We start from the raw sequence: 22,838 nt of genomic DNA, 5'->3' as shown, positions 1-22,838 counted from the left end.
GATAACAGTGAGGAAAATCCCTGCCCTTTGCTAAACTGGTTCGCCCTGCCGAGGAAAGCATTACATGGAATGTCGTCAAGGTTGCGGTGCCTGCTGCATCGCCCCCAGTATCAGCAGTGCCATTCCCGGCATGCCCGACGGCAAACCGGCCGGCGTGCCCTGCGTGCAGCTCAATGCGCGGCTGGGCTGCAAGATCTTCGGCCAGCCCGAGCGCCCGGCGGTGTGTGGCGGCTTTCGTCCCATGCAGGACGTGTGCGGCTATCACCGGGAGGAGGCCATCTGGCTCATCGGTGAACTGGAGCGACTGACGGCCTGAGGCTGACCCTCTCCCGCAGGGTGAGGGGGGGCTGGTTCCCCCTCATCCCCGACCCTTCTCCCACGAGGGGAGAAGGGAGAGCAGCCATTCGGAACAATCCCAATAAAAAGAGGCCGCAACTGCGGCCTCTTTTTATTTCGCGACGAACGGGCGTCAGACGTCGGCCAGCTGCAATGCCTGGCGGTAGTACTCGTTGGCCTTGTTGGTGAGGCGGCGCTTGTCCATCACCTGACCGAGGGCGTGGTAGACGGCGGCGTTCGGCGCTTTTGCGACCTCCTGCTCCAGCAGGCGCTGGGCGTCGTCCAGCTGACCGGCCAGCAGGTAGACCTGGGCCAGCGCCGCATCGACGCCAGGTTGATCCTGGATCTTCTGCAGCAGGGTCAACATCGGCTGGTAGCTGTCGAGCTTGAGTTTGGGCAGGCGGGTCAGCAGCTGGGGCGAGACCTGCTTGCGCAGCGCATCCAGCCACAGCTCGGCGGCCTCATTGTCGGCCCCCAGCTGGCGTAGGCGATCGCCATAGGCGGCCAGCAGATCCGGATCCTGGCGCAGCTTGCGCGGCAGCTCCTGCCAGATCGGGCGCAGGGTCTCGAGGGCGCCGCTGGCGGCGTCGAGGCGACCACGCCAGGCTTGCTGCAGCAGATCCTCTTCCTGTTTGGGGGTCAGCTTGCCCACCTTGTGCAGCACCGGGATGAGGTCGATGAGGGCAGCCCAGTCCTCGCGGGCCAGGTGCACCTGACGCAGCTGGTCCAGCACCATGGGGTGGCGCGGGTTGAGGGCGTAGACGGATTCCAGCATGGCCAGCGCGGTGTCGTACTGGCCCTGCTCGATCTGCAGCTGGGTCTGGGTCAGGGTCAGCGCCAGCTCGGCCTTGGGGTTCTCCTCCTGCGCCTTTTGCAGGTATTGGTCCCGGCGCACGTCATCGCCACGGGCCTGGGCCGCCTTGGCGGCGCTCAGGTAGTTGAGCAGCGGGGTGTCGCTGTTGCTGGCGCCCTTGAGCATCAGCTTCTCGGCCTGGCTGTAGTGCCCCTCGGCCATGGCCAGGGTGGCGGCCACGGTCTGCTGGTTGGCCTTGCGGCGCCGGCGCGAGCCGTACCAGCCCAGCGTCTTGCGGCGCAGGCCGAATACCCGGCCCAGCAGCCACTCGACGATGAGCAGGGCACCGTAGAACAGCACCGCCAGGATCACCGCGCTGGTGACCGAGGATTCAACCGTGTAGTTGCCCAGCGAGATCAGCACATAGCCCTTGTTGCCGGAGGCCTGCGGGCCTAAGATGAGTCCCGCCACCATGGCGGCCACCAGTACAATCAGACGAATCATGGTGCCCTCCTCAGTTGCTGGCCAGAATGCGCTGCAGGCGCTCGGTCAGCACCTCTTCCAGCATGGCCTGGGTCTTGAAGCGATCCGGATAGTTGAACTGGATCTGCTCCCCCTTGAGCTTGTCCAGCTCGGACTGCATGTAGTGGGTGGCGCTGTTGTCGGTGTCGAAATACTGGGTCAGCCAGCGCTGGGCCTTGTCCAGGCTGTCGTCATAGAGAGCCTGCTGCTCGCGGTAGACGGCGAGCTGGGCCTGCAGCAGCTTGGTCTTGAGGTTCTCGCGCAGGAAGATCTCCTGCTGCGGGGAGAGCAGGGCCTCCACCGCGCCGTCACGACGGCGGATTGTGATGAAGTTCTCGGTGAACTTGACCCAGTTCTTCTTGAGATTGCTTTCCCACTCGTCCGGGTTGGTGCTGACGGCCTGATCGGGCTCGCTCTTGGCTTCCGGCATGCTGACGGTGGAGAGCGGCAGCAGCTCGATCTGATCGGAGAGGGCGGCCAGCTTCAGGGTCAGCCCTTCGCGGTCGATGCGCGGCATCCCCTTGAGCTGGGCTATGTCTTCGGCCAGCGCCTTGCGGATGGGCATCAGGCTGGGATCGTTGAGCGCCTTGATGCGCTCGTCGGCATTGCCGAGCAGTGTGATGGCGGAGACGAGGTCGTGTTCCAGCCACAGCTTGCGACCGGCCATCCGCACCAGATATTCGGATTCGGCCAGCATCCAGTCATTGGGGCGCTTGTCGTTGAGATCCAGCACCCGGGTCTGCAACCCTTTGAGCTCGTCCTGCAGCAGTTGCTGCTGCTTGCCGAGGGCGGCCAGCTGCTCGCCATCCTTGCTGTTGCTCTGGTCAAGCTTGTTCATGGCCTCGGCCAGTTGCAGCTTGAGCTGGTTCAGCTCGCCCTGCTGGGCCACGGCACTCTTGTGGCCGTGCAGATAGAGGCCGCCGGTCAGGCCGAGGGCCAGCAGGATGGCGATGCCGCCGACCACAGCACCCGAGCTGCCCTTCTTGTTGTTGACCTTCTGGCCGGATTGCTTGTTGTCGGCCACGGAGGCCGCGGCACTCGGCTGGACTTCTTGCTGTTCAGTCATTCCATCTTCCTCAGTTCCAGAGCGGCCGTCAGGGCCTGGTTGGATGCACCCTGGGCAATCGTGATATGGGTAAAGCCCGCCGCCGCGGCCATCTCGGCCACCCGCGGGCTGGGCACCACCAGCAGGCGGTCGTGCAGCCAGGGCAGCTGTTGGTCCGGGACCAGTTCCAGCAGCCGCTGCAGCAGTTCGCCGCTGGTGACGAGCAGGCTGTCGAGCCCGGCCGCCTGCCAGTGGCGAGTCAATGCGTCCCCGTCCAGTGCGGGGTAGTGGCGCTCATAGGCCGCACAATAGTGCACCAGTGCGCCGCGTGAGGCCAGCGTCCGGGCGATGAGATCCCGGCCGCCATTGCCGCGCAGGATCAGCACCTGCTTGCCGTTCACCTGTTGCAGGCCGGGCAGGGCCAGCAGCCCTTCGCTGCGCGGATCGTCCGGGCTCAAGGCCTGGATGCCCACCTCAGCGAAGGCATCCGCGCTGGCCTGGCCGACCGCAAAGTAGTCAATATTTGGCCAGGTCTGACCAGTTTGCAACAGAAAATGATGAGTGAAATGAACCGCATGCACGCTGACGGCGATGACGATGTCGGCCTGGGGCAGCAGTTCGGGCAGGCGGTGCAGTTCGCTGCCCGCCACGGTTTCCAGCAGCGGGCAGCAGAGCGGTGCGTGGCCGTGCTGGCGCAGCAGTGCCGCCAGCTCGGTGGCCTGGGCGGCCGGGCGCACCACCAGCGGGATCATGCCCGGTAGACCTCGGCCAGGATGACATCGGCGCCATCGGCCAGCAGACGCTGGGCCAGGGTGTGGCCAAGGGCCTCGCCGTCGGCCAGCGGGCCGCGGATCTCGTCGCGGATGACGCGGCTGCCATCCGGGCTGCCCACCAGGCCGCGCAGCCACACTTCTTCCCCCTGCACCAGGGCGTAGGCCCCGATAGGTACCTGACAGCCCCCCTGCAGGGCGCGGTTCATGGCGCGCTCGGTCAGCACCCGGATGCGGGTCTCGGGGTGTTCGAGCGGGGCCAGCAGGGCGTGCAGCTCGTGATCGTCGAGGCGGCATTCGATGCCGACTGCACCCTGACCGTTGGCGGGCAGGCTCTGTTCCGGCTCGATGAAGGCGGTGATGCGGTGCGCCATCTCCAGCCGTTTCAGGCCGGCGGCGGCGAGGATGATGGCGTCGTATTCACCGGCGTCCAGCTTGGCGAGACGGGTGTTGACGTTGCCGCGCAGGTCGCGGATCACCAGATCCGGGCGTGCCGCACGCAGCTGGCACTGACGACGCAGGCTGGAGGTGCCGACCACGGCTCCCTGCGGCAGCTCATCAATCTGGCCGAAGCGGTTGGAAACAAATGCATCGCGCGGATCTTCGCGCTCGCAGATGGTGTGCAGGCCGAGCCCCTCGGGGAACTCCACCGGCACGTCTTTCATGGAGTGCACGGCGATGTCGGCCCGTCCCTCCAGCATGGCGGTTTCCAGCTCCTTGACGAACAACCCCTTGCCGCCCACCTTGGCGAGAGGGGTATCCAGGATCTTGTCACCCTGAGTGCTCATGGGCACCAGCTCGACCTGCAACTCGGGGTACAGGGCTTCCAGCCGGTCTTTGACGAAGTTGGCCTGCCACAGGGCCAAGGGGCTCTTGCGAGTGGCAATTTTCAGGGTTCGGGCTGCCATATCAATCAGTTGTTTCATCTTTAGAAGGAAAACGATCTTACCACCCTTTGCAGGGGCTTTCATGGCGCAGCCCGCAAAAGCGGGCTCAAGCTCAAAAACGGCCGCTGAAAATGATTTTTATTAAGTCTGGCTTGCCAGTTAATTTGTTGAAATTACAGATTTTTATTGCTTTCCAATGATACTGTTTAGTGACTTGTCATAAATAATCCGGCGATTGTGTGCGGGCTTGTTTACCACCGCTGTTTGCATTGTTAACATGATCACACTTTTTTGACGTCTCCCCGTTTTGGTGCGTCATTTCTTACCTCGTTATAGGCAGGGCATTGCTGGTAAAACTCGACACGCTGGTGGCGCGCTACGACGAACTCAATCGTCTCAAGACGCAACGGGCGCTAGGTCTCATGAGTCGCTACGGGCAGCAGGTTTTTCAGCTGCTACCCGTCATGCTGCACTTCAATCACCCCCTGTTGCCCGGTTATGTGGCGGGGGATGTGCCGCACGGCATCTGGAGTTTTACCGCCAATGACGCCCAGCAGGCCTTCATCGAGGATCTGTGCCAGAACGCCAACTGCCTGAACGGCCTCACCACCCATGACAAGTCGATCCAGGGGCTCTACTCCATGGGCAGCACCTCGTCCATCGGTCAGTGCTGCCACTCGGATCTCGACATCTGGGTCTGCCACGTGGCCGGTTTGTCGCAGGAGCGGCTCGAGCTGCTGGATCTCAAGTGTCAGCAACTCTCCAAGTGGGCCGAGCAGCGTGGGGTCGATCTCAACTTCTTCCTGATCCCCGAGGACAAGTTCCGCCAGCGCAACGATGCCCAGATGCAGGGTGAGAGCTGCGGCAGCGCCCAGCACCTGCTGCTGCTCGACGAGTTCTACCGCAGCGCCATGCTGATCGCCGGCAAGCGGTTGCTCTGGTATCTGGTACCCAGCGAGTATGACGACCACTACGACGACTACGTCAACGGCCTGTTTGCCCACGGCAAGCTGAGCCAGGATGACTGGCTCGATCTCGGTGGCTTCAACCGCATTCCGGCCGAGGAGTACTTTGGCTCCGCCCTCTGGCAGCTCTACAAGGGCATCGACTCCCCCTACAAGGCGGTGCTCAAGTCGGTGTTGATGGAGGCCTACTCCCACGAGTATCCCAACACCCGCCTGCTGTCGGTAACCAGCCGCGACTGGTTCCAGCACAACGAGGGGATGCACTACCGGCTCGACAACTACTGCCTGATGCTGGACAAGGTGACCAACTACCTCAAGTCCATCGGCGACATGCAGCGGCTCGATCTGGTGCGCCGCTGCTTCTATCTGAAGGTGTGTGACGGTCTCAGCCATCCGAAGGAGGAGCACTCCCCGGCCTGGCGCCGCGAGCAGATGACCCAGCTGGTCTCCTACTGGGGCTGGAGTCAGGAGCGGTTGCACCATCTGGATCACCGCCAGGAGTGGAAGGTCGAGGACGTCAAGGTGGCTCACGCCGAACTGCTGGAAGCCCTGATGCAGAGTTACCGCAACCTGATCCAGTTCGCCCGGCGCAACAACATCAGCGAGTCCATCAACCCGGAAGACATCGGCATCCTGTCGCGCAAGCTCTATGCCGCGTTCGAGAGCCTGCCGGGCAAGGTACAGCGCATCAACCTCAAGATTGCGCCGGACTTGAGCGAGCCGGATCTCAGCTTCGTGCAGGTGCCGCACGGCCGCTTGAATCGCGCCGGCTGGTATCTCTACAAACATTCGCTGGAGCCGGCGGACATCATCGGCCGGGCGCCGCTCGAATATAACGGCTACATCAGCAAGCTGGTCTCCTGGGCCTACTTCAACGGTCTGTTGACGCCGCAGTCGCGAGTGCACCTGTTCAACCAGGGCTCGGATCTGCACATCGACAACCTGCACCAGTTCTGTCGCGATCTGTCCGGCACCTTCCCGGTCAAGTATCCCCGCGCCACCAACCTGGCCCTCAGCCGGCCGTGCGAGATCCGTCAGCTCTCCATCTTCCTCAACCTGGAGACGGACCCGACCAGTCACTGGGTGGGCCAGGTGATCGAATTCGATGCCAACGCCGCCGACGTCTTCTCGTTCGGCCGCAACCAGGAGTGTCTGGTGGGTTCGGTGGACCTGGTCTATCGCAACTCCTGGAGCGAGATCCGGACCCTGCACTTCCAGGGGGATGAGGCGGTGGTGGATGCTCTCACCACCATCCTCGGCAAGATGCACCAGGATGCCGCCGCCCCCGAGATGATCGAGGTGTTCTGCTACAGCCAGCACTTCCGCTCTCTGGTGCGTACCCGCTTCCAGCAGCTGGTGGCCGAATGCATCGAGCTGCGTCTGGCCCGTGACAAGCAGCAGCTGGTCAAGACGCTGGCGCTCGGCAAGGAGAAGTACGGCATCTTCTTCGAGCGGCGCGGGGTGTCGGTCAAGAAGCTGGAGAACGCGGTCGACTTCTATCGCCACATCTCCCACAACAAGCTGGATCACCTGCCGCTGCGGCTCGACAAGACCCACAGCCAGCATCTGCCCGGCATCGTCGACGCTTACGCCAGCGAGGGGTTGGTGCAGTTCTTCTTCGATACCCGGGATGCGGGCACCAACATCTATATCCTGGACGAGGCGAACCGGGTGGAGATCTACCAGCATTTCGCCGGCAACAAGGATGAGCTGGTGCAGGGGGTGAACCGCTTCTATACCTCCAGCCACGAGCGCTTCAGCGACGCGGGCCAGTTCAGCAACTTCAACCTGCCCCAGTACTACGAGATAGTGCAGATCAATGGCGAGCTGGAGGTGATCCCCTACCGCAGCCAGGGTCAGCTGCGCGATGGTGGTCAGGGGCGCGAGCTCGGCTCCGCCGCAGGCGCGGGGTAGTGCAGGGGCTGGTCCGGCGTGCGCGCAAGCGCCCTGGTCTCGGCCCCCTGCTGCACAGGATCATCGCTCATATAGAATGAAAACGGCCTGCATCTGCAGGCCGTTTGGCTATCCGCGGTTGGCTCAGCCCGTGAGGTGGGCCAGCAGCCACTGACGGATGTCGTCGAGTTGCGGGCGGCAGATCTCGTGGCGCATCGGGTACTCGTGCCACTCGAGGGAGAGCCCGGCCGCCTCCAGCCGGTTCTTGGCGTCCCAGCCCATGGAGAGGTTCACCACGTCGTCATAGATGCCGTGCATGTAGCAGATGGGCAGGCTGCGGGCAGCCTCGCTCATCTCGCCGAGCAGGGCGTCGGGGGCCGCCAGGTAGGTGGACATGCAGAGCAGACCTGCCAGTTGCTGCGGCAGGCGCAGGGCGGCGAAGGAGGCAATCACGCCCCCCTGGGAGAAGCCGGCCAGCACGATGCGCTCGGGGGCGAAGCCCTCCGCCACCAGCTGCTCGATCAGCGCGGCGATGCGGGCCGCGGACTCCCTGACGTGGGACTCCACGGCGCGATCCGCCGGGTTGTCGAAGCTCTTGATGTCGTACCAGCCGCGCATCTTGTAGCCCATGTTGATGGTGATGGCGCGCTCCGGCGCATCGGGCTGCAGATGACGCACCGGCAAGTCGGCGGGCAGCGCCAGCGCATCCACCAGCGGGGCGAGGCCGGCGCCGGAATCCCCCAGCCCGTGCAGCCAGATCACCGCGTGACGGGCGCCTTCAGGATGCAGATCGATCATGGCGGGCTGCACCATCATGGGAACTGGACGGGTTCGCCCGCCTGGGTGGTGCAGGCCTTGCTCAGCAGCGTCTTGAGCTCGTGACCGAAGCGGTTGTCGATCCAGCTTTCCCCTTGCAGCTCGAAGTGGAAGCCGTTTTCGCGGGTGGCGACCCAGATCTGGTGCAGGGGCTCCTGCTTGTTGATGATGACCTTGGTCTTGTTCTCGAACGACAGGGTCAAGACCCCACCGGCACGCTCACAGTCAATATCCGGATATCCTGCGTCGACGGTGTCCTCCACATATTGGAAAAAGGCGTCGGTCAGGGCGTGATACTCGTGATCCTTCATCGGTTTATCCTGTTGCTTTTAACAATGTGAGTGCGATTATAGAGGGCCAAAAATTTTTTCGCAGCGAACCATTATGATTACCCAGCTTACCAAGTGTCTGCTTGCCACTCTTCTGTCTCTTGGTTTGGCCGCGTGTGGCCTGACGGGACCGCTCTACATGCCGCCCCCCGAGCAGCCCCAGACCCAGAGTACACCGCAAGCACAGACGCCTGCGACCGCCGAGGCTGCCCCAGAGGCCGCGCCGCAATAATTTAGGAAGGAACCGCCCCCTTGGATCACTTTAACTACGACGCCGACGGCCAGCTTCAGGCCGAACACACCTCGCTGCAACAACTTGCCGAGCAGTACGGCACCCCGCTGTACGTCTACTCCCGCGCCACCCTTGAACGCCACTGGCACGCCTTCGACAAGGCGGCGGGCGACATCCCCCATCTCATCTGCTATGCGGTCAAGGCCAACTCCAACCTGGCGCTGCTCAACCTGCTGGCGCGCCTTGGCTCAGGCTTTGACATCGTCTCCGGCGGCGAGCTGTCGCGGGTGCTGGCGGCAGGCGGCGATCCGGCCAAGGTGGTCTTCTCCGGGGTGGCCAAGAGCGAAGCCGAGATGCGCCTCGCGCTGGATAAAGAGATCCTCTGTTTCAACCTGGAGTCGGAAGCCGAGCTGGAGCGTCTGAACCGGGTGGCGGGCGGCATGGGCAAGAAGGCCCGGGTGTCGGTGCGGGTCAACCCGGACATCGACGCCGGTACTCATCCCTATATCTCCACCGGCCTCAAGCAGAACAAGTTCGGCATTCCCATCGAGCAGGCGCCCGCCATCTACCGCAAGGCGGCGGCCATGGCCAACATCCAGATCGTCGGGGTTGATTGCCATATCGGCTCGCAACTCACGGAATTGAATCCGTTCATGGAGGCGGCCGACAAGCTGCTGCGGCTGATCGACGGCCTGGCGGCGGAAGGCATCCACATTCACCACCTGGACGTGGGCGGTGGCCTGGGGGTCAACTATGGCGCCGAGCAGCCGCCCCATCCCAGCGAATATGCCGAGGCGCTCAAGCAGAAGCTGGCGGGCCGGGATCTGACCCTGTTGTTCGAACCGGGCCGCGCCATCGTCGCCAACGCCGGCGTGCTGCTGACCCGGGTGGAGTACCTCAAGCCGGGCGAGACCCGCAACTTCGCGCTGATCGACGCCGGCATGAACGATCTGCTGCGTCCCTCGCTCTACGGCGCCTGGATGAACATCATCGAGGTGGACAGCCGCACGGCCCACGAGCCGGCGCTGTACGACGTGGTCGGCCCGGTCTGTGAGACCGGTGACTTCCTCGGCAAGGAGCGCACCCTGGCGATCGCCGAGGGCTCCTTGCTGGCGGTGCGTTCCGCCGGTGCCTACGGCTTTACCATGTCCTCCAACTACAACACCCGTCCCCGCGCCGCCGAAGTGCTGGTGGACGGAGCGCAGTCGTTCCTCATCAGAGAGCGCGAGCAGTTGGCCGATCTCTGGCGCGGTGAGCATTTACTGCCCTGATTGTTAATGGATTTCTCTAAGCGTTCCTCCAGGTGAGAGCGTGAACAAGGGTACAGGAACGCACGATGTTGATAGATTTTTCCAAGATGCACGGGCTGGGGAACGACTTCATGGTGGTGGATGGCGTCACCCAGAAGGTGTTTTTCAGCAATGAGGTCATCAAGAAGCTGGCGGATCGCCACTTCGGCATCGGCTTCGACCAGCTGCTGCTGGTGGAGCCGCCCTATGATCCCGAGCTCGACTTTCACTACCGCATCTTCAATGCCGATGGCAGCGAGGTGGAGCAGTGCGGCAACGGTGCCCGCTGTTTCGCCCGTTTCGTGCGCCTCAAGGGGCTGATCAACCGGGATCGCATCGCGGTCAGCACGGCGCGCGGCCGTATCGTGCTGCAGCTGGAAGGGGAGAACCAGGTCACGGTCAACATGGGGGTGCCCCAGTTCGAGCCGGGCAAGATCCCGTTCCGGGCCCAGAAGGCGGAAAAAACCTACCTGCTGCGGGCCCAGGAGCATACTGTGATGTGCGGGGCCGTCTCCATGGGCAATCCTCACTGCGTCATCGAGGTGCCCTCGGTGGCCGATGCGCCGGTGGCGACCCTGGGTCCCATCATGGAGCGACACGAGCGCTTTCCCGAGCGGGTCAACGTCGGCTTCATGGAGATGGTCAACGCCAGCGAGATCAAGCTGCGGGTGTTCGAACGCGGGGTGGGCGAGACTCTGGCCTGCGGGACCGGCGCCTGCGCCGCCGTGGTGGTGGGCATCAGCCAGGGCAAGCTCAAGGAGCGGGTCACCGTCACCCTGCCGGGGGGCAAGCTGACCATCGCCTGGAAGGGGCCGGGTCAGCCGGTCTACATGACCGGGCCGGCTGAGCACGTATTTGACGGTCAGATAGAGTTATAGGCACGGGCGGGGAGGCCCCCGCTCTGCCAAGCACTAATGTCGGGGCCTTGTGCCCCTTTTTCGGATGGACCAACCAAGTTATGAGCGAACTCAAACGGCAGGAACCACTGGTGGATGAAGCCACAGTGCTGGAGTACCTGGCCCGTTATCCCGAGTTTTTCCAGCGCCACGCGGCCATGCTGGACCGGATCCGCATTCCTCACGAACGCAAGGGCACTGTCTCGCTGGTGGAGCGCCAGCTGGACAGACAGCGCGAGCGCATCGAACAGCTGGAGCAGGAGATCACCGAGCTGATGGGGATCGCCAGCGAGAACGAGCGGATCTTCCGGGTCTATGCCGATCTCTACGGCGAGCTGTACGGCTGTCAGAGCCTGTTCGAGGTGAGCGCGGTGATGGGCAAGGCGTTCGTGCAGCGGCTGCGGCTGACCGGCCTGCGGCTCTGGCTCAGCCCGAAAAAATTCCAGTTGAGCGGCCCCGAGCAGAAGTTCATGGCGGAGGGCCGACAGCTCGAGCAGCTGCTGGGCCAGCGCCTGCCGGGCCAGGATTACTACTTTGGCCGGCTCAACCAGAGCGAGAAGCAGGCGCTGTTCGGTCACGACGTGCTGGTCAACTCGGTGGCCCTGATGCGGCTCGGCGATCTCGGCGTGCTGGCCTTCGCCAGCTCGGATCCGAGCCACTTCACCCCCCACAACGACACCCTGCTGCTGGGCCAGCTCGGCCGCCTGCTGCAGCTGCGTCTGCCCGAGCTGGCGCGTGGCTAAGACGCCGGCCAGATCCCCCGCCAAGGCGCCACTAGCCGCCGAGCCCCTGCCGGCTGCGCTGGCCGACGAGCTGGCCGCCTTCATCGAATACCTGCGGGTCGAGCGTCAGCTCAGCCCGCATACCCGCAGCAACTACCAGGCCCATCTGGAAGCCATGACCGCCGAGCTGGTGAAGCTCGGGGTCGACGACTGGGCCCGGCTCGAGGCGAGTCAGGTACGCAGTCTGGTGACCCGGATGCACAAGGCGGGGCTCGCCCCCCGTTCGCTGGCCACCAAGGTCTCCGCCCTGCGCAGCTTCTGCGACTGGCAGGTGCGTCAGGGGCGACTGGTGGCCAATCCGGCGCGCGGCATCGTCACCCCCAAGCAGGGGCGGCCGCTGCCCAAGAACCTGGATGTGGACGAGATGTACCAGCTGCTCAACATCACCGATGAGCAGGATCCGCTGGCGGTGCGGGATCGCGCCATCATGGAGCTGATGTACTCCTCCGGCCTGCGACTCGCCGAGCTGGTGGGGCTCAATCTGGCGGACGTGAAGCTCGACGAGCGCCAGCTCAGGGTGACCGGCAAGGGCTCGCGAGAGCGGGTGCTGCCGGTGGGGCGGATGGCGGTGGAGTGGCTGCAAAAATGGCTCAAGCTGCGCCCCCTGCTGGCCGGCGACGAGCTGGAGGCGCTGTTCGTCTCCAAGCGCAAGCAGCGGCTGTCGGCCCGCTCGGTGCAGGAGCGGCTCGATGGCTGGGGCAACAAGCAGGCGCTCAACGCCCACGTCCATCCCCACAAGCTGCGCCACAGCTTTGCCACCCACATGCTGGAGTCCTCCGGCGATCTGCGGGCGGTGCAGGAGCTGCTGGGGCACGCTGATCTCTCCACCACCCAGATCTACACCCACCTCGACTTCCAGCATCTGGCCAAGGTGTATGACAGCGCCCATCCAAGGGCGAAGCGGGATCCCGCCACTCCGGACGACGAATGAGGAGGGCCGGGCCCGCCCGGCCTCGACAAGAGGAGATACCATGCAGTTCTATCGCCGCTGGCAGCCGGTGGCCGCCATCTCGTTTGACCTCGACGATACCCTCTATGACAACGGCCCGGCCATCGAGCGGGCCGAGCAGTGGATGCTGAGCCACCTGCGCAGCGAATACCTGGCCACCGCCATGCTGGACAAGCCGCGCTGGCAGGCGCTCAAGCACAACCTGCTGCTGGAACAGCCGGCACTGCGCCACGACGTCAGTCTGGCGCGCCGGCACGGCATTCAGGCCGCGCTGATGGCGGGGGGGATGGCACAAGGGTTGGCGGAGCGTGAGGCAGCGTCGGTGTTCGCCGGCTTTCTGGCCGAGCGCTCGAAGATCGAGGTGAGCGACCAGACCCACGCCCTGCTGGCCCGGCTGGCCGAGCGCTACCCGCTGGTGGTCATCACCAACGGCAATCTGGACCTGACCCGGGCTGGTCTCGCGGATTACTTCACCCTGGTCTGCAAGGCTGGCCTCGGCAGCAGGATGAAGCCGGCGCCGGACATGTTCGTAGAGGCGCAGAGGGCTCTCAAGCTGGCGCCCGGCCAGATCCTGCACGTGGGGGACCATCCTGAGACAGATGTGCTGGGGGCCCGGCTGCACGGCTTCAAGGCCGCCTGGCTCAACGAGCGCGGCCAATCCTGGCGACAGCTGCAACTGCTGCCGGACGTGGAGCTGACGACGCTGGGCGAGCTGGCCGAACTGCTGCTCTGATCAGGCCTCCACTCCCACCAGCTCCGGCCGACATGCATTCCCTGTCGGCCGATCATGCTCCGCAGGCAGCAGCCATCGTTGGGTCATGCCGGAGTGGTCACTCGTTGCGGCAGATCAATCCGCGTAGATCGTAAGGCTCGGGCTGGTTGACCCGGCAGTAGCTGATGCCGGCGGGCAGCGCCTGCTGCAGGGTGATGGCGGTCTCCCGATAGTGGCAGACCAGATAGAAGGGGCGAGGGTTGCGGCGATCCAAACTCCAGTAGTGCAGCGCGTCGCTGTCGCCGTTGTTCGGCTTGAGCTGGGCTCGCTCATCGGGGTCGCCGTCGAACAGGGCCAGGTTGTCCAGCCGGTGGCTGAGGGGCTGGTGTTGTTCCCCTTGATCGTTGCGGGTGACGGCCTGCCACCCCGGGCTGGCCCCCAGCAGCTGCTGGCGGGTTTCAATGGTGGCGGGGCAGTCAAATTGCAGGGTGGCGCTCAGGGCCAGTGCGGTCAACAGCATGAAATGCATCTCTGGTAGAAAGCCTGAGCCGCCATGCTACGTCATCGACCGCCAAACAGCGCCATCAGTTTGTCCAGCAGATCCCGTGGCGGGGTGATCTGCTTCATGGCTTCCGCCTCCCGCGCCAGCAGCTCCTGCTGCTCTTGCTGACGGGCGCTCAGCACCTTGTAGAGCGGCTCGAGCAGGGAGCCACGCTGGGCCACCAGCTCCTGGAACATGGCCTGATTGATGCGATAGGTTTCGACGGTCCCCAGGGCCCGCACCGTGAACGGGCTAGGCTCGCCGGTGAGCAGGCTCAGCTCGCCGAAGAAGTCGCCGGCATTGAGGGTGCCGAGCGGCAGCTCGCGCCCTTCCACCTCCACCAGCATCTGGGCATCCCCCTTCACCAGCACGAACAGCCAGCCGGAGACCTCCCCCTGGCTCAGCATCCGATCGCCGTTGACGAAGGGAGCGAACTTGACCTGATCCGCCAGTCGCAGCAGCTCCTCCTCCTGCAGCATGGCGAACAGCGGCAGGCGGCGCAGGGTGTCGGTGCGCTCGGCGGTATGCCGCTTGTGGCGCTGATCCTTGTGATCCTGATCCGTGGTCATGAAGACGTTGAAGATGGGGGGGGTGAGGCGCCGGTCGTTGCGGCGCAGGGCGGCATCAATCAGGGTGCGCACCGCCGAGTCGGTGGGATCGTCCACCGCCAGATCGGTGAGCCAGTAGCGCACCGCGTAGCGGGCAATGCCGTTTTCCACGTTCATCAGCAGGCAGTCCGGCTGCGGGCTGGCGGAGACGTGGCGGATGCGGGTCTCCCGCAGGGACTGTTCCACCAGGGCGATGATCTGGGTCGGCAGGGTATCCAGGGTGATGTCGAACCAGACCCAGCGGCGCCACTGCAGGGGGGCGTTCTGCCGCCGTCCGAGCACGGTGAAGCGCTGCTTGAGCAGGTGGCTGTTGGGGATCACCACGGTTTCCCAGTTGCGGGTCTCGATGGTGGTGGCGCGCCAGTTGATCTCCACCACCCGGCCCTGGGTGGTTTCCACCTGCAGCCAGTCACCGATGGCGATGGAGTTGTCGAGCTGAATGGATACGCCGGCCAGCAGGTTGCCCAGGGTGTCCTGCATGGAGAAGGCGATGACGGCGGTGATGACGGCGGAGGTGGTGACGATCTCGCCGAGGGCCATGCCGGAGGCGTAGAGGCGGAACAGGCACCAGCCGATGTAGCCGACCGTGATGACGATGTCGGCGATGATGCGCGGGATGCGGATCTGGCACAGGGGCAGCAGAAACTGGAACAGCAGGATCCCCCAGATCTTCACCAGCACCAGCCCGGCCAGCAGGCTGGAGATCTCCACCAGCCAGTGGTGGGGCAGCGGCAGACGAAACCAGCCCCCTTCGAACTGGATCAGCAGGATCACCACCAGGCTTATCATCACGAAACCGAGCTCGCTCACCAGCTCCCGCCGACGGCCGGGGCTGCGCAGGAAATGGGTGAAGAGCAAGAACAGGGTCAACAGGGTCCAGAACGGGTGTTCGCCAATCCACAGCAGGGTAGGTAGCGCAACGAGGTTATCGCTAAACATAGCAGCCCCTTATCATTGGTTATTTCCAGCATAGTTGGTTTCAACCCGCTAAATGGGTGCGGGGCGGGGGCAATTTATTTATGCTGGGCGCCGGTCTGACGAGGGAGTGGTACGAGTGCGCACGCTGAACAAGATGGTCTGGATTGCCGGGGCCTGGTTGCTGACGGGCTGTGATCAGCTGGCCGACAAGTATCGGGTCGAGTTTCGCGATGGCTCCTGGCGCGAGATCGCCATCACCCCCTTCGCTGACGAGGCGCGCTGGCGCGAGGGCTGCGCCACCGGCGAGGTGCTGAGCGACATGATGCTGCCGCTCAAGCGCGGCAAGACGGTCAACGGCCGCGAGCAGCTGTTGATCGGCGGCGAGCTGTTCGAGCTGGACGACAACGCCCTCTATCGCAGCAACGGCATGGTGTTTGGCCACACGCCGGATCACATCCAGCGCGGGCTGAAGGGGCTGGAGGTATGCCGAACCCTGCGCCCGGATCGCGGTGCGCTGCCCAAGCTCAAGGCGCGCGGGTTCGGCGACTAGCCGGCTGTCAGACGCCGCTCAGACGGGCCCGGCAGGCGTCGCCAAAGGCCTCGAAGATCTTGATGGAGTGAGGGTTCTCGCTCGCCTTCCACTCCGGGTGCCACTGCACCGCCAGCAGGAAGGGGGAGAGCGTGGGGGCGTGGATCGCCTCGATCAGCCCGTCTTCGGCATGGGCCAGCGGCTCCAGCCCCTTGGCCAGCGTCTTGATCCCCTGGCCGTGCAGCGAGTTGACCGGGATCGACGGCTGTCCCATCAGCTCCGCCAGCCAGCTGCCCGGCACCAGTTCGACCTGATGGCTCTCGCCATATTGATCGTCCACCGGATCGTCAGCGTCTTCCCGATGATCGTCATACCCCGGCTCGCTGTAGACCTTCTGGTGGATGTCTCCCCCCAGCGCCACGTTGATCTCCTGCATGCCGCGGCAGATCCCGAGGATCGGCAGGCCGCGGTCGAGGGCGGCGCGCACCAGCGGGATATCGAACAGATCCCTGTCCCTGTCTTGCTGCTTCTCCGGGGTGAGGTTCTCCTGGCCGTAGAGGGCGGGATCTATGTTGGAGCCGGCGCCGCTCAGATAGACGCCATCCGCCAGATCCAGATATTGCGCCAGATCCTCGGTGCCGCAGCAGGTGGGCACCAGCAGCGGCACGCAACCGCTGATCTCTACCAGCGGCTTGATGTATTTGTGGGTCATCACCTGATAGGCGTGGCCATTGCGGGGCTGGGCGCCCGTGGTCATCAGTACGACGGGTTTACGCGGGGTGTGGGGGCTGCGAGTCATGATTCACCTTGGCTGTCCTTAGCTGTCCTGCGCCTTGGGCAGGCCCTTGCCGTCGTCAGCGGGGCAAGGGCATGCCTCAAGGCATGGTCGTGGGATCGGAGGTGCGTTGCACAGCCAGAATCGTCGGTCAGCCTGGGCAACGACAGCCTGGATCCTGATCCCAGTCTGCCAAGGCCGTTCAATATGTCAAACGAAATGATGCCAAGATGTTAAATATCTTCTGCGCTCGACTGGCTTGAGTCCCATTAAAAGGGGGCTGTAGCGATAGCGGGGAGAGAGAAGGGCGTTGTTGTGGTGGATATATTAAACATGCCGCGTTGGCGGCCGGATAGCAGAAGGGGCCCGCAGGCCCCTGGTCGCGTCAGGCGTTCAGGATGAAACGCTCGATCACCTGGGCGACCCCGTCTTCATCGTTGCGCCCCGTGGTGTGCTGGGCCAGCGCCTTGATATCGTCGGTGGCATTGCCCATAGCCACCCCCAGCCCGGCGTACTCGATCATGTGGTGATCGTTGCCCGCATCCCCCACCGCGATGACCTGGGAGGCATCCAGCCCCAGGTGCTCGGCCAGGGCGGCGACGCCGGTCCCCTTGTTGCTCTGCTTGTTCATGAACTCGAGGAAGTAGGGGGCGCTGCGCACCACGGTATAGCGCTGGTAGAGCTCGGCCGGCAGCTTGGCGATGGCGGGGGAGAGCAGCGGCTCGGGATCGATCATCATCACCTTGAGGATCTGCTCGTCGGCGGGCAGGGTGGCGAAGTCCAGCAGCTTGATGGGCATGTCGATGAGGCGGGATTCGTGCTCGGTGTAGGGGCTGACCCTGGGGCTGATGAGCCCCCGGCTCACCGAGAAACCGTGCACGTTGACGCCCAGTTCGTCGGCCAGGGCGGCGAGGGCGCTGGCATCGCTGCCGGTGAGCAGCTGGCTGCGGATGATGCGCTGATCGGCCACCTGCTGCACCAGGGCACCGTTGTAGCAGATGACGTAGTCATCCTGACCGGTGAGGCCGAGTTCCACCAGATAGCGGCTCATCCCCTCCAGCGGCCGGCCCGAGGCCAGCACGACGGTGACGCCCTTGGCACGGGCGGCGGCAATGGCCGCGTGGGTGCGGGGGGAAATCTGGCCCTGGGAGTTCAACAGGGTGCCATCCATATCCAATGCGATCAGCTTGTACATCTCTCACTATCCTGCGGTCTGGCTGGCCCGCACTATGGGGCCAATGGGAGGCCGAGTGTAGCGAAATTCGCCGTCCGGATCACGACTGACGGGTCACTCTTGCGTCACTTGTGGGGTTCGTAGGGGGTCAGCTGCAGCTGATCTTCACGGATGGCGAAGTGGATGGGGCCGTGCTCGATGTCGACCCGGTAGTGGTGGTGGGCCATCTCCACCTCAACCCCGGGGAAGGCGTGCTGGGTGGCGATGATGTCCATCTCCGCCATCAGCTTCTGCAGCTCCTCCTGGGCCGCTTCCAGCTGTTCATCCAGCAGCTTGCTCTCCTCGAGGCGCTGGGTCCGGATCAGCTTGATCTTCTGCAGGGTCTGGGGATTGCGCTTGTCGCTCGGCAGTTGCAGCAGCTTGAGCAGCAGCTCCTGCAGCTTGTCCAGCTGCTCCCGGCACTCCTGCTTGCGCTGGCGCAGCGCCTGCTCCTGCTCCTTGTGGGTGAAGTAGCCGCCGAGGATCTGCAGGCGGGTCTGGTTGTGGGCCGAGGCTCCCAGGATCGGCGCCATGATGAGGCGGTTGGCGATGCTGATGCCCCCCAGCAGGTGGCCCTTGCGCATGCCGCTGTCACCCACCTTGAGATCCTGGCCGCTGCGGCTGTAGCAGTGGCTGAGCTGGGTCAGGATGTGGATGTCGCCGCCGGCCTCCAGCTTGGCGTACTGGGCGTAGCTGGCGTGGATCTCGCCCTGGGCGTTGAGGTGACAGAGGAACTCGTCACTCTGTTCGCTCTTGCGCCCTATGATGCCGTTGCGCACCGTGATGGTGCCGCTCGATTCGATGTAGCCCCCCTCGACGAAGCCGCCGATCACCACGTCGCCGCTGGTCTTTATCTTCATGCCCGGGGTGACGTCGCCCGCCACGATCAGCGCCCCTTCGAAGATGACGTGGCCGTGGCGGATATCCACCTGCTTGACGCTCAGCACGTCGTCCACCTTCATGCCGTTCTTCTCCTGGCGCGGCAGGCCGGGGCGGCTGGCCAGCAGCAGATCGGGGTCATCCGGTGAGAGGAAGGTGCCCTCGCCGGCCACCATGGGGCTGTCCTTGCCATGTTTGGCGGGCAGCTCCTGGCCGGTGACGGTGAAACCCGGCACCCCCTGGGTAGCGGGGTGGCGGCGCATCAGCTGGGCGCCGGCCTTGACGGTGAGAATGGTGCCGAGGTCGCGCATGTCGACCCGGCCGTGATCCAGCTCCTGAGGCTTGAGAATGCGCTCAGCCGGGGTCTCCACCAGTCGTTCGAAACGGGTGTCCTGACCGTTGACGGCGGCCTTGCCCTGCGCCACCGGCAACCTGAGCAGGGTGCCTGGCGTCGCCTCCTTGGCGGCCAGCACGGCGGCAGCGATGAGCGGTGCCTGCACCCCCTGACTGATCTCGCTGCTCTGGATCGCCTGCTCCAGCTGTTCGCTGGTGAGGTATTTGCCGCCCCAGTCGGCGGTGATCTGGGCGGTGGCGCTCATCCGGTCCTTTTCCACCACCAGCAGGACGCTGGCATCGTGGCGCTGGGCGATGGGCACCGGATTGCCGGGCAGGGGGGCGGTCGGGTTGCTCAGCAGGGTGTTGAGCAGGCTGATGGCCTGCTTGATCCCCTCCGTCAACGGTTGATAGCGGCGGCAGTTGGAGGCCAGCAGCAGCGTCTGGATATCGCTCTCCGAGATGGGGTTGGTCAGCCCGGGCGCGATGCGCAGGCAGGCGTATTCCATATCGGCTGACAACAGTAACCACTCTTTGCTTAACACCCGGATCCCTTCCTTCGTCCGCATCCCAATTGGAACGGCTGCTTGTTTTCAGTTAATCGGCATTTTGTTAAAAATGCGAATCATCAACATGGTGCTGGTCTGCAGTATCCAGACATTTCTCCTTTTTGGTCAATGAGCTAAGCACAAATGGGTGAACTGGGACGAGGAAATGAAAAGTAACAGGGAGTATGCTGACGGCACCATGAGCCCGTCTGCCAGCCGCTACCGGCTGCCGTCCGGCGGGTGAAGGGAGTGCCCCCGGGCGGATCCGCCACCGTGAGAGGAGTGTCGACCTTGCGTCATTGTCTGCTGCCCCTGGCCCTGACGGGCCTGCTTAGCGCCTGTCAGCCACAGGCATCCACCACGGCCCTCGGCACCCTGGAACGAGACCGGGTGCTGCTGACCGCCACCGCCGGCGAGATCATCCGCGCCCTGCCGGTGGCGGAGGGCAGCCGGGTGGAAGAGGGGACCCTGCTGGTCCGGCTCGATGACCGGCGTCAGCAGGCGGTACTGGCCCGTGCCAGGGCCCAACAGGCTCAGGCGCGGGCCGCCCTCGCCCGGCTGACCAATGGCGAGCGGCCGGAAGACATCGCTGCCGCCCGCGCCAGCCTCGACAAGGCGCAGGCCAACGTCAGGGAGAGCGAGCGCAACTTTGAGCGGATCGACCGGCTGGTACGCCGCAAGCTGGTGAGCCCGGCGGATCTCGACAAGGCCCGCGCCCAGCGCGACAGCGCCCTGGCCGAGCAGGACGGTGCCCGCCAGCAGCTCGACAAGCTGGCACGCGGGGTGCGGCGCGAAGATATCGACGAAGCGCAGGCCGCCCTGCTGGCCGCCACCGCCGAGGTGGCGCTGGCCGAGCGGGAGCTGGCGGACCTCTCCATCGTCGCCACCCGCAGCGGCCGGCTCAACAGCCTGCCCTATCACCTCGGCGAGCGCGTCGCGGTCGGCGCCGTGCTGGCCGCCATCCAGGCGGACGAGGCGCCTTACGCCCGGGTCTATGTGCCCGAGCCCTCCCTCGCCGGTTACCGGGTCGGCCAGCCGGTGCGGGTGCAGGTGGACGGGGTGGCGGAGCCCTTTACCGGCCGGCTGCGCTGGATCTCGAAAGAGCCCGCCTTTACCCCCTACTACGCCCTCAACGAGCAGGACAGGGCCCGGCTGGTCTATCTGGCCGAGATCGATCTGCCGGAGGGGGCGCAGGAGCTGCCTAGCGGCCTGCCGCTACAGGCCGAACCCGCCGCGGGGGGAGAGGGCCATGAGTGAGCTGGCGATCCGGGCGCTGGGGGTGAGCCGCCGTTTCGGCGATTTTCTGGCGGTGGACGGGCTGGATCTCTGCGTGCCCAAGGGGCAGATCCACGGCTTTCTCGGCCCCAACGGCTGCGGCAAATCCACCACCCTGCGCATGCTGACCGGCCTGCTCACCCCCTCGGCGGGGGAGGTGGAGGTACTGGGGCTGCACATCCCTCGCGAGGCCGAGACCCTGCGCCGGCGGATCGGTTACATGACCCAGAAATTCTCCCTCTATGACGAGCTGACCGCCTGGGAGAACCTGGAGTTCATGGGCCGGATCCACGGCATGGGGGGCGCGACGCTGGCTGCCCGCCTGCACGAGCTGCTGGCCACCTATGAGCTGGCGCCGCTGGCCCGGCAGCGGGCCGGCGCCATGAGCGGCGGCCAGAAGCAGCGGCTGGCGCTGGCGGCGGCGGTGATCCACCGGCCGGCGTTGCTGCTGCTGGACGAACCCACCTCGGCGGTGGATCCGCAGAACCGGCGTGATTTCTGGGAGAAGCTGTTCGATCTGAGCGAAGGGGGCACCACCATACTGGTGACCACCCACTACATGGACGAGGCGGAGCGCTGCCATCAGCTCGCCATCATGGAGGCGGGCCGGGTAAGGGCCCAGGGGGCGCCGCAGGCGCTGATGGATGCCATGAGCACCCGGGTGGTGGAGGTGCTGGCCGCCGATCTGCGGCTGCTCAAACAGCAGCTGGTACAGCTGGCGCCGGTGCGCTCCGCCGCCCAGCTCGGCCAGCGCTTGCGGGTGCTGGTGGACAAGGAGCTGGCGGAGCCGGTGGCCTGGTTGCAGCAGGCCTGCCCGGCGTTGGCCGGTGCCAGCCTGGCGCTGGTCAGACCCAGTCTGGAGGATGTGTTCGTCAGCTGTACCGGTCAGGAGCCGAGGGCATGAACAGTCTGCGACGGCTCTGGGCCATCACCCAGAAAGAACTCAGGCAGCTGGCACGGGACAGGCTCACGTTTGGCATGGTGGTGATGATCCCGTTGATCCAGCTGCTGCTGTTCGGTTACGCCATCAACACCGACGTGCGCCAGATCCCGGTGGGGCTGGTGGAGATGAGCCAGAGCGTGCCGGGCCGGCTGCTGGTGGAGGCGGTGAAGGCGAGCCAGGTGGTGCACATCAAGCAGCAATACGTCGGGGTGCAGCAGGCCGAGGCGGCGCTGACCCGGGGCGAGGTGCGCGCCGTGCTGGTGCTGCCCGCCGATCTGAGCCGCCGGCTCAGCGCCGGCGAGACGGCGGGGCAGTGGCTGGTGGATGGCTCGGACACCATGATCGCCGGGGCCCTGCTCGGCCTTCGCAACATGCCGCTCTCCGACCTGAAACCCGACCTCAAGTCGGCCCCCTCTACCTTCGAGACCGTGCTCTACTTCAACCCGGCGCGCCGTTCGGCGGTCAACATAGTGCCCGGCCTGCTCGGGGTGATCCTCACCATGACCATGATCATGTTCACCTCGGCGGCCATCGTGCGTGAACGGGAGCGCGGCAATCTGGAGCTGCTCATCACCACCCCGGTTGGCTCGATGGAGCTGATGCTGGGCAAGATCCTGCCCTATATCGGGGTGGGGCTGATCCAGGTGGCCATCATCCTCGGGCTCGGCCACTTCATCTTCGACGTGCCCATCAACGGGGCCCTGAGCCAGGTGCTGCTGGCGACCCTGTTGTTTATCGCCGCCAGCCTGACCCTGGGGCTGCTCATCTCCACCCTGGCGCAGACCCAGCTGCAGGCGATGCAGATGACGGTGTTCATTCTGCTGCCCTCCATCCTGCTGTCGGGCTTCATGTTCCCCTACGAGGGGATGCCGCTGCCGGCCCAGTGGATTGCCGAGGTGCTGCCGGCCACCCACTTCATGCGGCTGATCCGGGGCATAGTGCTGCGCGGTGGCGAGCTCGCCGAGCTGCTGCCCGACGTGCTATGGCTGGCGGGGTTCACCCTGCTGGTGTTAACCCTGGCCGCCCATCGCTTCAAGAAGAGTCTGGATTGATGCCCCGC

The 22,838-nt window shown here is 64.9% G+C and carries 23 protein-coding genes; 12 read left to right on the top strand and 11 right to left on the bottom strand.

Going from position 1 to position 22,838, the window contains the following annotated elements; genetic code table 11:
* The first annotated feature begins 64 nt into the window (after positions 1 to 64).
* Complete coding sequence (locus OKC44_RS12160; RefSeq protein ID WP_270813055.1) at positions 65 to 316, top strand: YkgJ family cysteine cluster protein; 252 nt, start codon at positions 65 to 67, stop codon at positions 314 to 316.
* 153 nt (positions 317 to 469) lie between these two features.
* Here OKC44_RS12160 and OKC44_RS12155 read toward each other — a convergent pair whose 3' ends face one another.
* From OKC44_RS12155 to hemC, 4 genes are read right to left on the bottom strand one after another with little or no spacing between them, the layout of a single operon-like run.
* Positions 470 to 1,633 (bottom strand): heme biosynthesis HemY N-terminal domain-containing protein, encoded by a 1,164-nt coding sequence (locus OKC44_RS12155; protein WP_270813053.1) that lies wholly within the window; start codon positions 1,631 to 1,633, stop codon positions 470 to 472.
* Between the two features lie 10 nt (positions 1,634 to 1,643).
* A complete protein-coding gene (locus tag OKC44_RS12150; RefSeq protein WP_270813051.1) occupies positions 1,644 to 2,717 on the bottom strand; it encodes a uroporphyrinogen-III C-methyltransferase in 1,074 nt (357 codons plus the stop codon).
* Positions 2,714 to 3,448, bottom strand: coding sequence for a uroporphyrinogen-III synthase (locus OKC44_RS12145; protein WP_270813049.1), 735 nt, complete (start codon positions 3,446 to 3,448; stop codon positions 2,714 to 2,716). The genes OKC44_RS12150 and OKC44_RS12145 overlap by 4 nt, the downstream gene beginning before the upstream one ends.
* Positions 3,445 to 4,374: a hydroxymethylbilane synthase gene (gene hemC, locus OKC44_RS12140; protein ID WP_016349245.1), complete on the bottom strand. Its 930-nt coding sequence runs from the start codon at positions 4,372 to 4,374 to the stop codon at positions 3,445 to 3,447. Before hemC ends, OKC44_RS12145 begins: the two co-directional genes overlap by 4 nt.
* A 323-nt stretch (positions 4,375 to 4,697) precedes the next feature.
* Here hemC and OKC44_RS12135 point away from each other — a divergent pair, with 323 nt between their 5' ends.
* Entirely contained in the window at positions 4,698 to 7,232 is a 2,535-nt protein-coding gene (locus OKC44_RS12135) for a class I adenylate cyclase (RefSeq protein ID WP_011704443.1), read from the top strand.
* A 123-nt stretch (positions 7,233 to 7,355) separates the two neighbouring features.
* Here the strand turns inward: OKC44_RS12135 and OKC44_RS12130 are convergent, their stop codons facing one another.
* Positions 7,356 to 8,009, bottom strand: coding sequence for an alpha/beta hydrolase (locus tag OKC44_RS12130; protein WP_270813047.1), 654 nt, complete (start codon positions 8,007 to 8,009; stop codon positions 7,356 to 7,358).
* A 14-nt stretch (positions 8,010 to 8,023) separates the two neighbouring features.
* Positions 8,024 to 8,338, bottom strand: a complete 315-nt coding sequence (gene cyaY, locus OKC44_RS12125; RefSeq protein WP_011704445.1) for an iron donor protein CyaY — start codon at positions 8,336 to 8,338, stop codon at positions 8,024 to 8,026.
* Between the two features lie 73 nt (positions 8,339 to 8,411).
* On the opposite strand from cyaY, the gene lptM reads away from it, so the two are divergent.
* The 6 genes from lptM to OKC44_RS12095 all read left to right on the top strand — a co-directional run bounded on the left by lptM (position 8,412) and on the right by OKC44_RS12095 (position 13,237).
* A complete protein-coding gene (lptM, locus tag OKC44_RS12120; RefSeq protein ID WP_017408874.1) occupies positions 8,412 to 8,588 on the top strand; it encodes an LPS translocon maturation chaperone LptM in 177 nt (58 codons plus the stop codon).
* A gap of 20 nt (positions 8,589 to 8,608) precedes the next feature.
* Complete coding sequence (gene lysA / locus OKC44_RS12115; RefSeq protein WP_223951698.1) at positions 8,609 to 9,859, top strand: diaminopimelate decarboxylase; 1,251 nt, start codon at positions 8,609 to 8,611, stop codon at positions 9,857 to 9,859.
* A gap of 65 nt (positions 9,860 to 9,924) precedes the next feature.
* Positions 9,925 to 10,755, top strand: a complete 831-nt coding sequence (gene dapF, locus OKC44_RS12110; RefSeq protein WP_011704447.1) for a diaminopimelate epimerase — start codon at positions 9,925 to 9,927, stop codon at positions 10,753 to 10,755.
* Between the two features lie 80 nt (positions 10,756 to 10,835).
* A complete protein-coding gene (locus tag OKC44_RS12105; protein ID WP_016349251.1) occupies positions 10,836 to 11,516 on the top strand; it encodes a DUF484 family protein in 681 nt (226 codons plus the stop codon).
* Positions 11,509 to 12,486, top strand: a complete 978-nt coding sequence (gene xerC / locus OKC44_RS12100) for a tyrosine recombinase XerC (protein ID WP_270813045.1) — start codon at positions 11,509 to 11,511, stop codon at positions 12,484 to 12,486. Before OKC44_RS12105 ends, xerC begins: the two co-directional genes overlap by 8 nt.
* Positions 12,487 to 12,526: 40 nt before the next feature.
* Positions 12,527 to 13,237: an HAD-IA family hydrolase gene (locus OKC44_RS12095; RefSeq protein WP_270813044.1), complete on the top strand. Its 711-nt coding sequence runs from the start codon at positions 12,527 to 12,529 to the stop codon at positions 13,235 to 13,237.
* A gap of 97 nt (positions 13,238 to 13,334) precedes the next feature.
* Here the strand turns inward: OKC44_RS12095 and OKC44_RS12090 are convergent, their stop codons facing one another.
* Complete coding sequence (locus tag OKC44_RS12090; RefSeq protein ID WP_270813042.1) at positions 13,335 to 13,736, bottom strand: STY0301 family protein; 402 nt, start codon at positions 13,734 to 13,736, stop codon at positions 13,335 to 13,337.
* Between the two features lie 41 nt (positions 13,737 to 13,777).
* A complete protein-coding gene (locus tag OKC44_RS12085) occupies positions 13,778 to 15,304 on the bottom strand; it encodes a mechanosensitive ion channel family protein (protein ID WP_039212899.1) in 1,527 nt (508 codons plus the stop codon).
* A gap of 133 nt (positions 15,305 to 15,437) precedes the next feature.
* Here OKC44_RS12085 and OKC44_RS12080 point away from each other — a divergent pair, with 133 nt between their 5' ends.
* Positions 15,438 to 15,833 (top strand): hypothetical protein, encoded by a 396-nt coding sequence (locus OKC44_RS12080; RefSeq protein WP_161785140.1) that lies wholly within the window; start codon positions 15,438 to 15,440, stop codon positions 15,831 to 15,833.
* A 7-nt stretch (positions 15,834 to 15,840) separates the two neighbouring features.
* Here the strand turns inward: OKC44_RS12080 and OKC44_RS12075 are convergent, their stop codons facing one another.
* The 3 genes from OKC44_RS12075 to OKC44_RS12065 all read right to left on the bottom strand — a co-directional run bounded on the left by OKC44_RS12075 (position 15,841) and on the right by OKC44_RS12065 (position 19,557).
* Complete coding sequence (locus OKC44_RS12075) at positions 15,841 to 16,611, bottom strand: gamma-glutamyl-gamma-aminobutyrate hydrolase family protein (RefSeq protein ID WP_130633164.1); 771 nt, start codon at positions 16,609 to 16,611, stop codon at positions 15,841 to 15,843.
* Between the two features lie 361 nt (positions 16,612 to 16,972).
* The gene (gene yidA / locus OKC44_RS12070; RefSeq protein WP_270813039.1) at positions 16,973 to 17,782 is read right to left on the bottom strand and encodes a sugar-phosphatase; all 810 of its coding nucleotides are present in this window, start codon (positions 17,780 to 17,782) and stop codon (positions 16,973 to 16,975) included.
* Between the two features lie 104 nt (positions 17,783 to 17,886).
* Positions 17,887 to 19,557, bottom strand: a complete 1,671-nt coding sequence (locus OKC44_RS12065; protein WP_318841439.1) for a DUF342 domain-containing protein — start codon at positions 19,555 to 19,557, stop codon at positions 17,887 to 17,889.
* A 285-nt stretch (positions 19,558 to 19,842) separates the two neighbouring features.
* Here OKC44_RS12065 and OKC44_RS12060 point away from each other — a divergent pair, with 285 nt between their 5' ends.
* The 3 genes from OKC44_RS12060 to OKC44_RS12050 are packed head-to-tail and all read left to right on the top strand — an operon-like array spanning position 19,843 to position 22,830.
* Entirely contained in the window at positions 19,843 to 20,817 is a 975-nt protein-coding gene (locus tag OKC44_RS12060) for an HlyD family secretion protein (RefSeq protein ID WP_106553485.1), read from the top strand.
* Entirely contained in the window at positions 20,810 to 21,739 is a 930-nt protein-coding gene (locus OKC44_RS12055) for an ABC transporter ATP-binding protein (protein ID WP_039212894.1), read from the top strand. The genes OKC44_RS12060 and OKC44_RS12055 overlap by 8 nt, the downstream gene beginning before the upstream one ends.
* Positions 21,736 to 22,830 (top strand): ABC transporter permease, encoded by a 1,095-nt coding sequence (locus OKC44_RS12050; RefSeq protein ID WP_270813032.1) that lies wholly within the window; start codon positions 21,736 to 21,738, stop codon positions 22,828 to 22,830. The genes OKC44_RS12055 and OKC44_RS12050 overlap by 4 nt, the downstream gene beginning before the upstream one ends.
* Positions 22,831 to 22,838 lie beyond the last annotated feature (8 nt).

It is taken from the genome of Aeromonas sp. S41-2 (assembly GCF_027705845.1).
Lineage (GTDB): Bacteria > Pseudomonadota > Gammaproteobacteria > Enterobacterales > Aeromonadaceae > Aeromonas > Aeromonas hydrophila.
This window is presented reverse-complemented; position numbering and strand designations above follow the sequence as displayed.

Excerpts from the sequence above, each read along its gene's own strand:
- OKC44_RS12090 (WP_270813042.1), bottom strand. The coding sequence starts at position 13,736 with ATGCTGTTGACCGCACTGGCCCTGAGCGCCACCCTGCAATTTGACTGC.
- OKC44_RS12050 (WP_270813032.1), top strand. The coding sequence starts at position 21,736 with ATGAACAGTCTGCGACGGCTCTGGGCCATCACCCAGAAAGAACTCAGG.
- OKC44_RS12105 (WP_016349251.1), top strand. The coding sequence starts at position 10,836 with ATGAGCGAACTCAAACGGCAGGAACCACTGGTGGATGAAGCCACAGTG.
- hemC (WP_016349245.1), bottom strand. The coding sequence starts at position 4,374 with ATGGCAGCCCGAACCCTGAAAATTGCCACTCGCAAGAGCCCCTTGGCC.
- OKC44_RS12095 (WP_270813044.1), top strand. The coding sequence starts at position 12,527 with ATGCAGTTCTATCGCCGCTGGCAGCCGGTGGCCGCCATCTCGTTTGAC.
- OKC44_RS12155 (WP_270813053.1), bottom strand. The coding sequence starts at position 1,633 with ATGATTCGTCTGATTGTACTGGTGGCCGCCATGGTGGCGGGACTCATC.
- OKC44_RS12150 (WP_270813051.1), bottom strand. The coding sequence starts at position 2,717 with ATGACTGAACAGCAAGAAGTCCAGCCGAGTGCCGCGGCCTCCGTGGCC.
- OKC44_RS12130 (WP_270813047.1), bottom strand. The coding sequence starts at position 8,009 with ATGATCGATCTGCATCCTGAAGGCGCCCGTCACGCGGTGATCTGGCTG.
- OKC44_RS12160 (WP_270813055.1), top strand. The coding sequence starts at position 65 with ATGGAATGTCGTCAAGGTTGCGGTGCCTGCTGCATCGCCCCCAGTATC.
- yidA (WP_270813039.1), bottom strand. The coding sequence starts at position 17,782 with ATGTACAAGCTGATCGCATTGGATATGGATGGCACCCTGTTGAACTCC.
- dapF (WP_011704447.1), top strand. The coding sequence starts at position 9,925 with ATGTTGATAGATTTTTCCAAGATGCACGGGCTGGGGAACGACTTCATG.
- lptM (WP_017408874.1), top strand. The coding sequence starts at position 8,412 with ATGATTACCCAGCTTACCAAGTGTCTGCTTGCCACTCTTCTGTCTCTT.
- OKC44_RS12085 (WP_039212899.1), bottom strand. The coding sequence starts at position 15,304 with ATGTTTAGCGATAACCTCGTTGCGCTACCTACCCTGCTGTGGATTGGC.
- OKC44_RS12080 (WP_161785140.1), top strand. The coding sequence starts at position 15,438 with ATGGTCTGGATTGCCGGGGCCTGGTTGCTGACGGGCTGTGATCAGCTG.
- cyaY (WP_011704445.1), bottom strand. The coding sequence starts at position 8,338 with ATGAAGGATCACGAGTATCACGCCCTGACCGACGCCTTTTTCCAATAT.
- OKC44_RS12145 (WP_270813049.1), bottom strand. The coding sequence starts at position 3,448 with ATGATCCCGCTGGTGGTGCGCCCGGCCGCCCAGGCCACCGAGCTGGCG.
- OKC44_RS12055 (WP_039212894.1), top strand. The coding sequence starts at position 20,810 with ATGAGTGAGCTGGCGATCCGGGCGCTGGGGGTGAGCCGCCGTTTCGGC.
- OKC44_RS12075 (WP_130633164.1), bottom strand. The coding sequence starts at position 16,611 with ATGACTCGCAGCCCCCACACCCCGCGTAAACCCGTCGTACTGATGACC.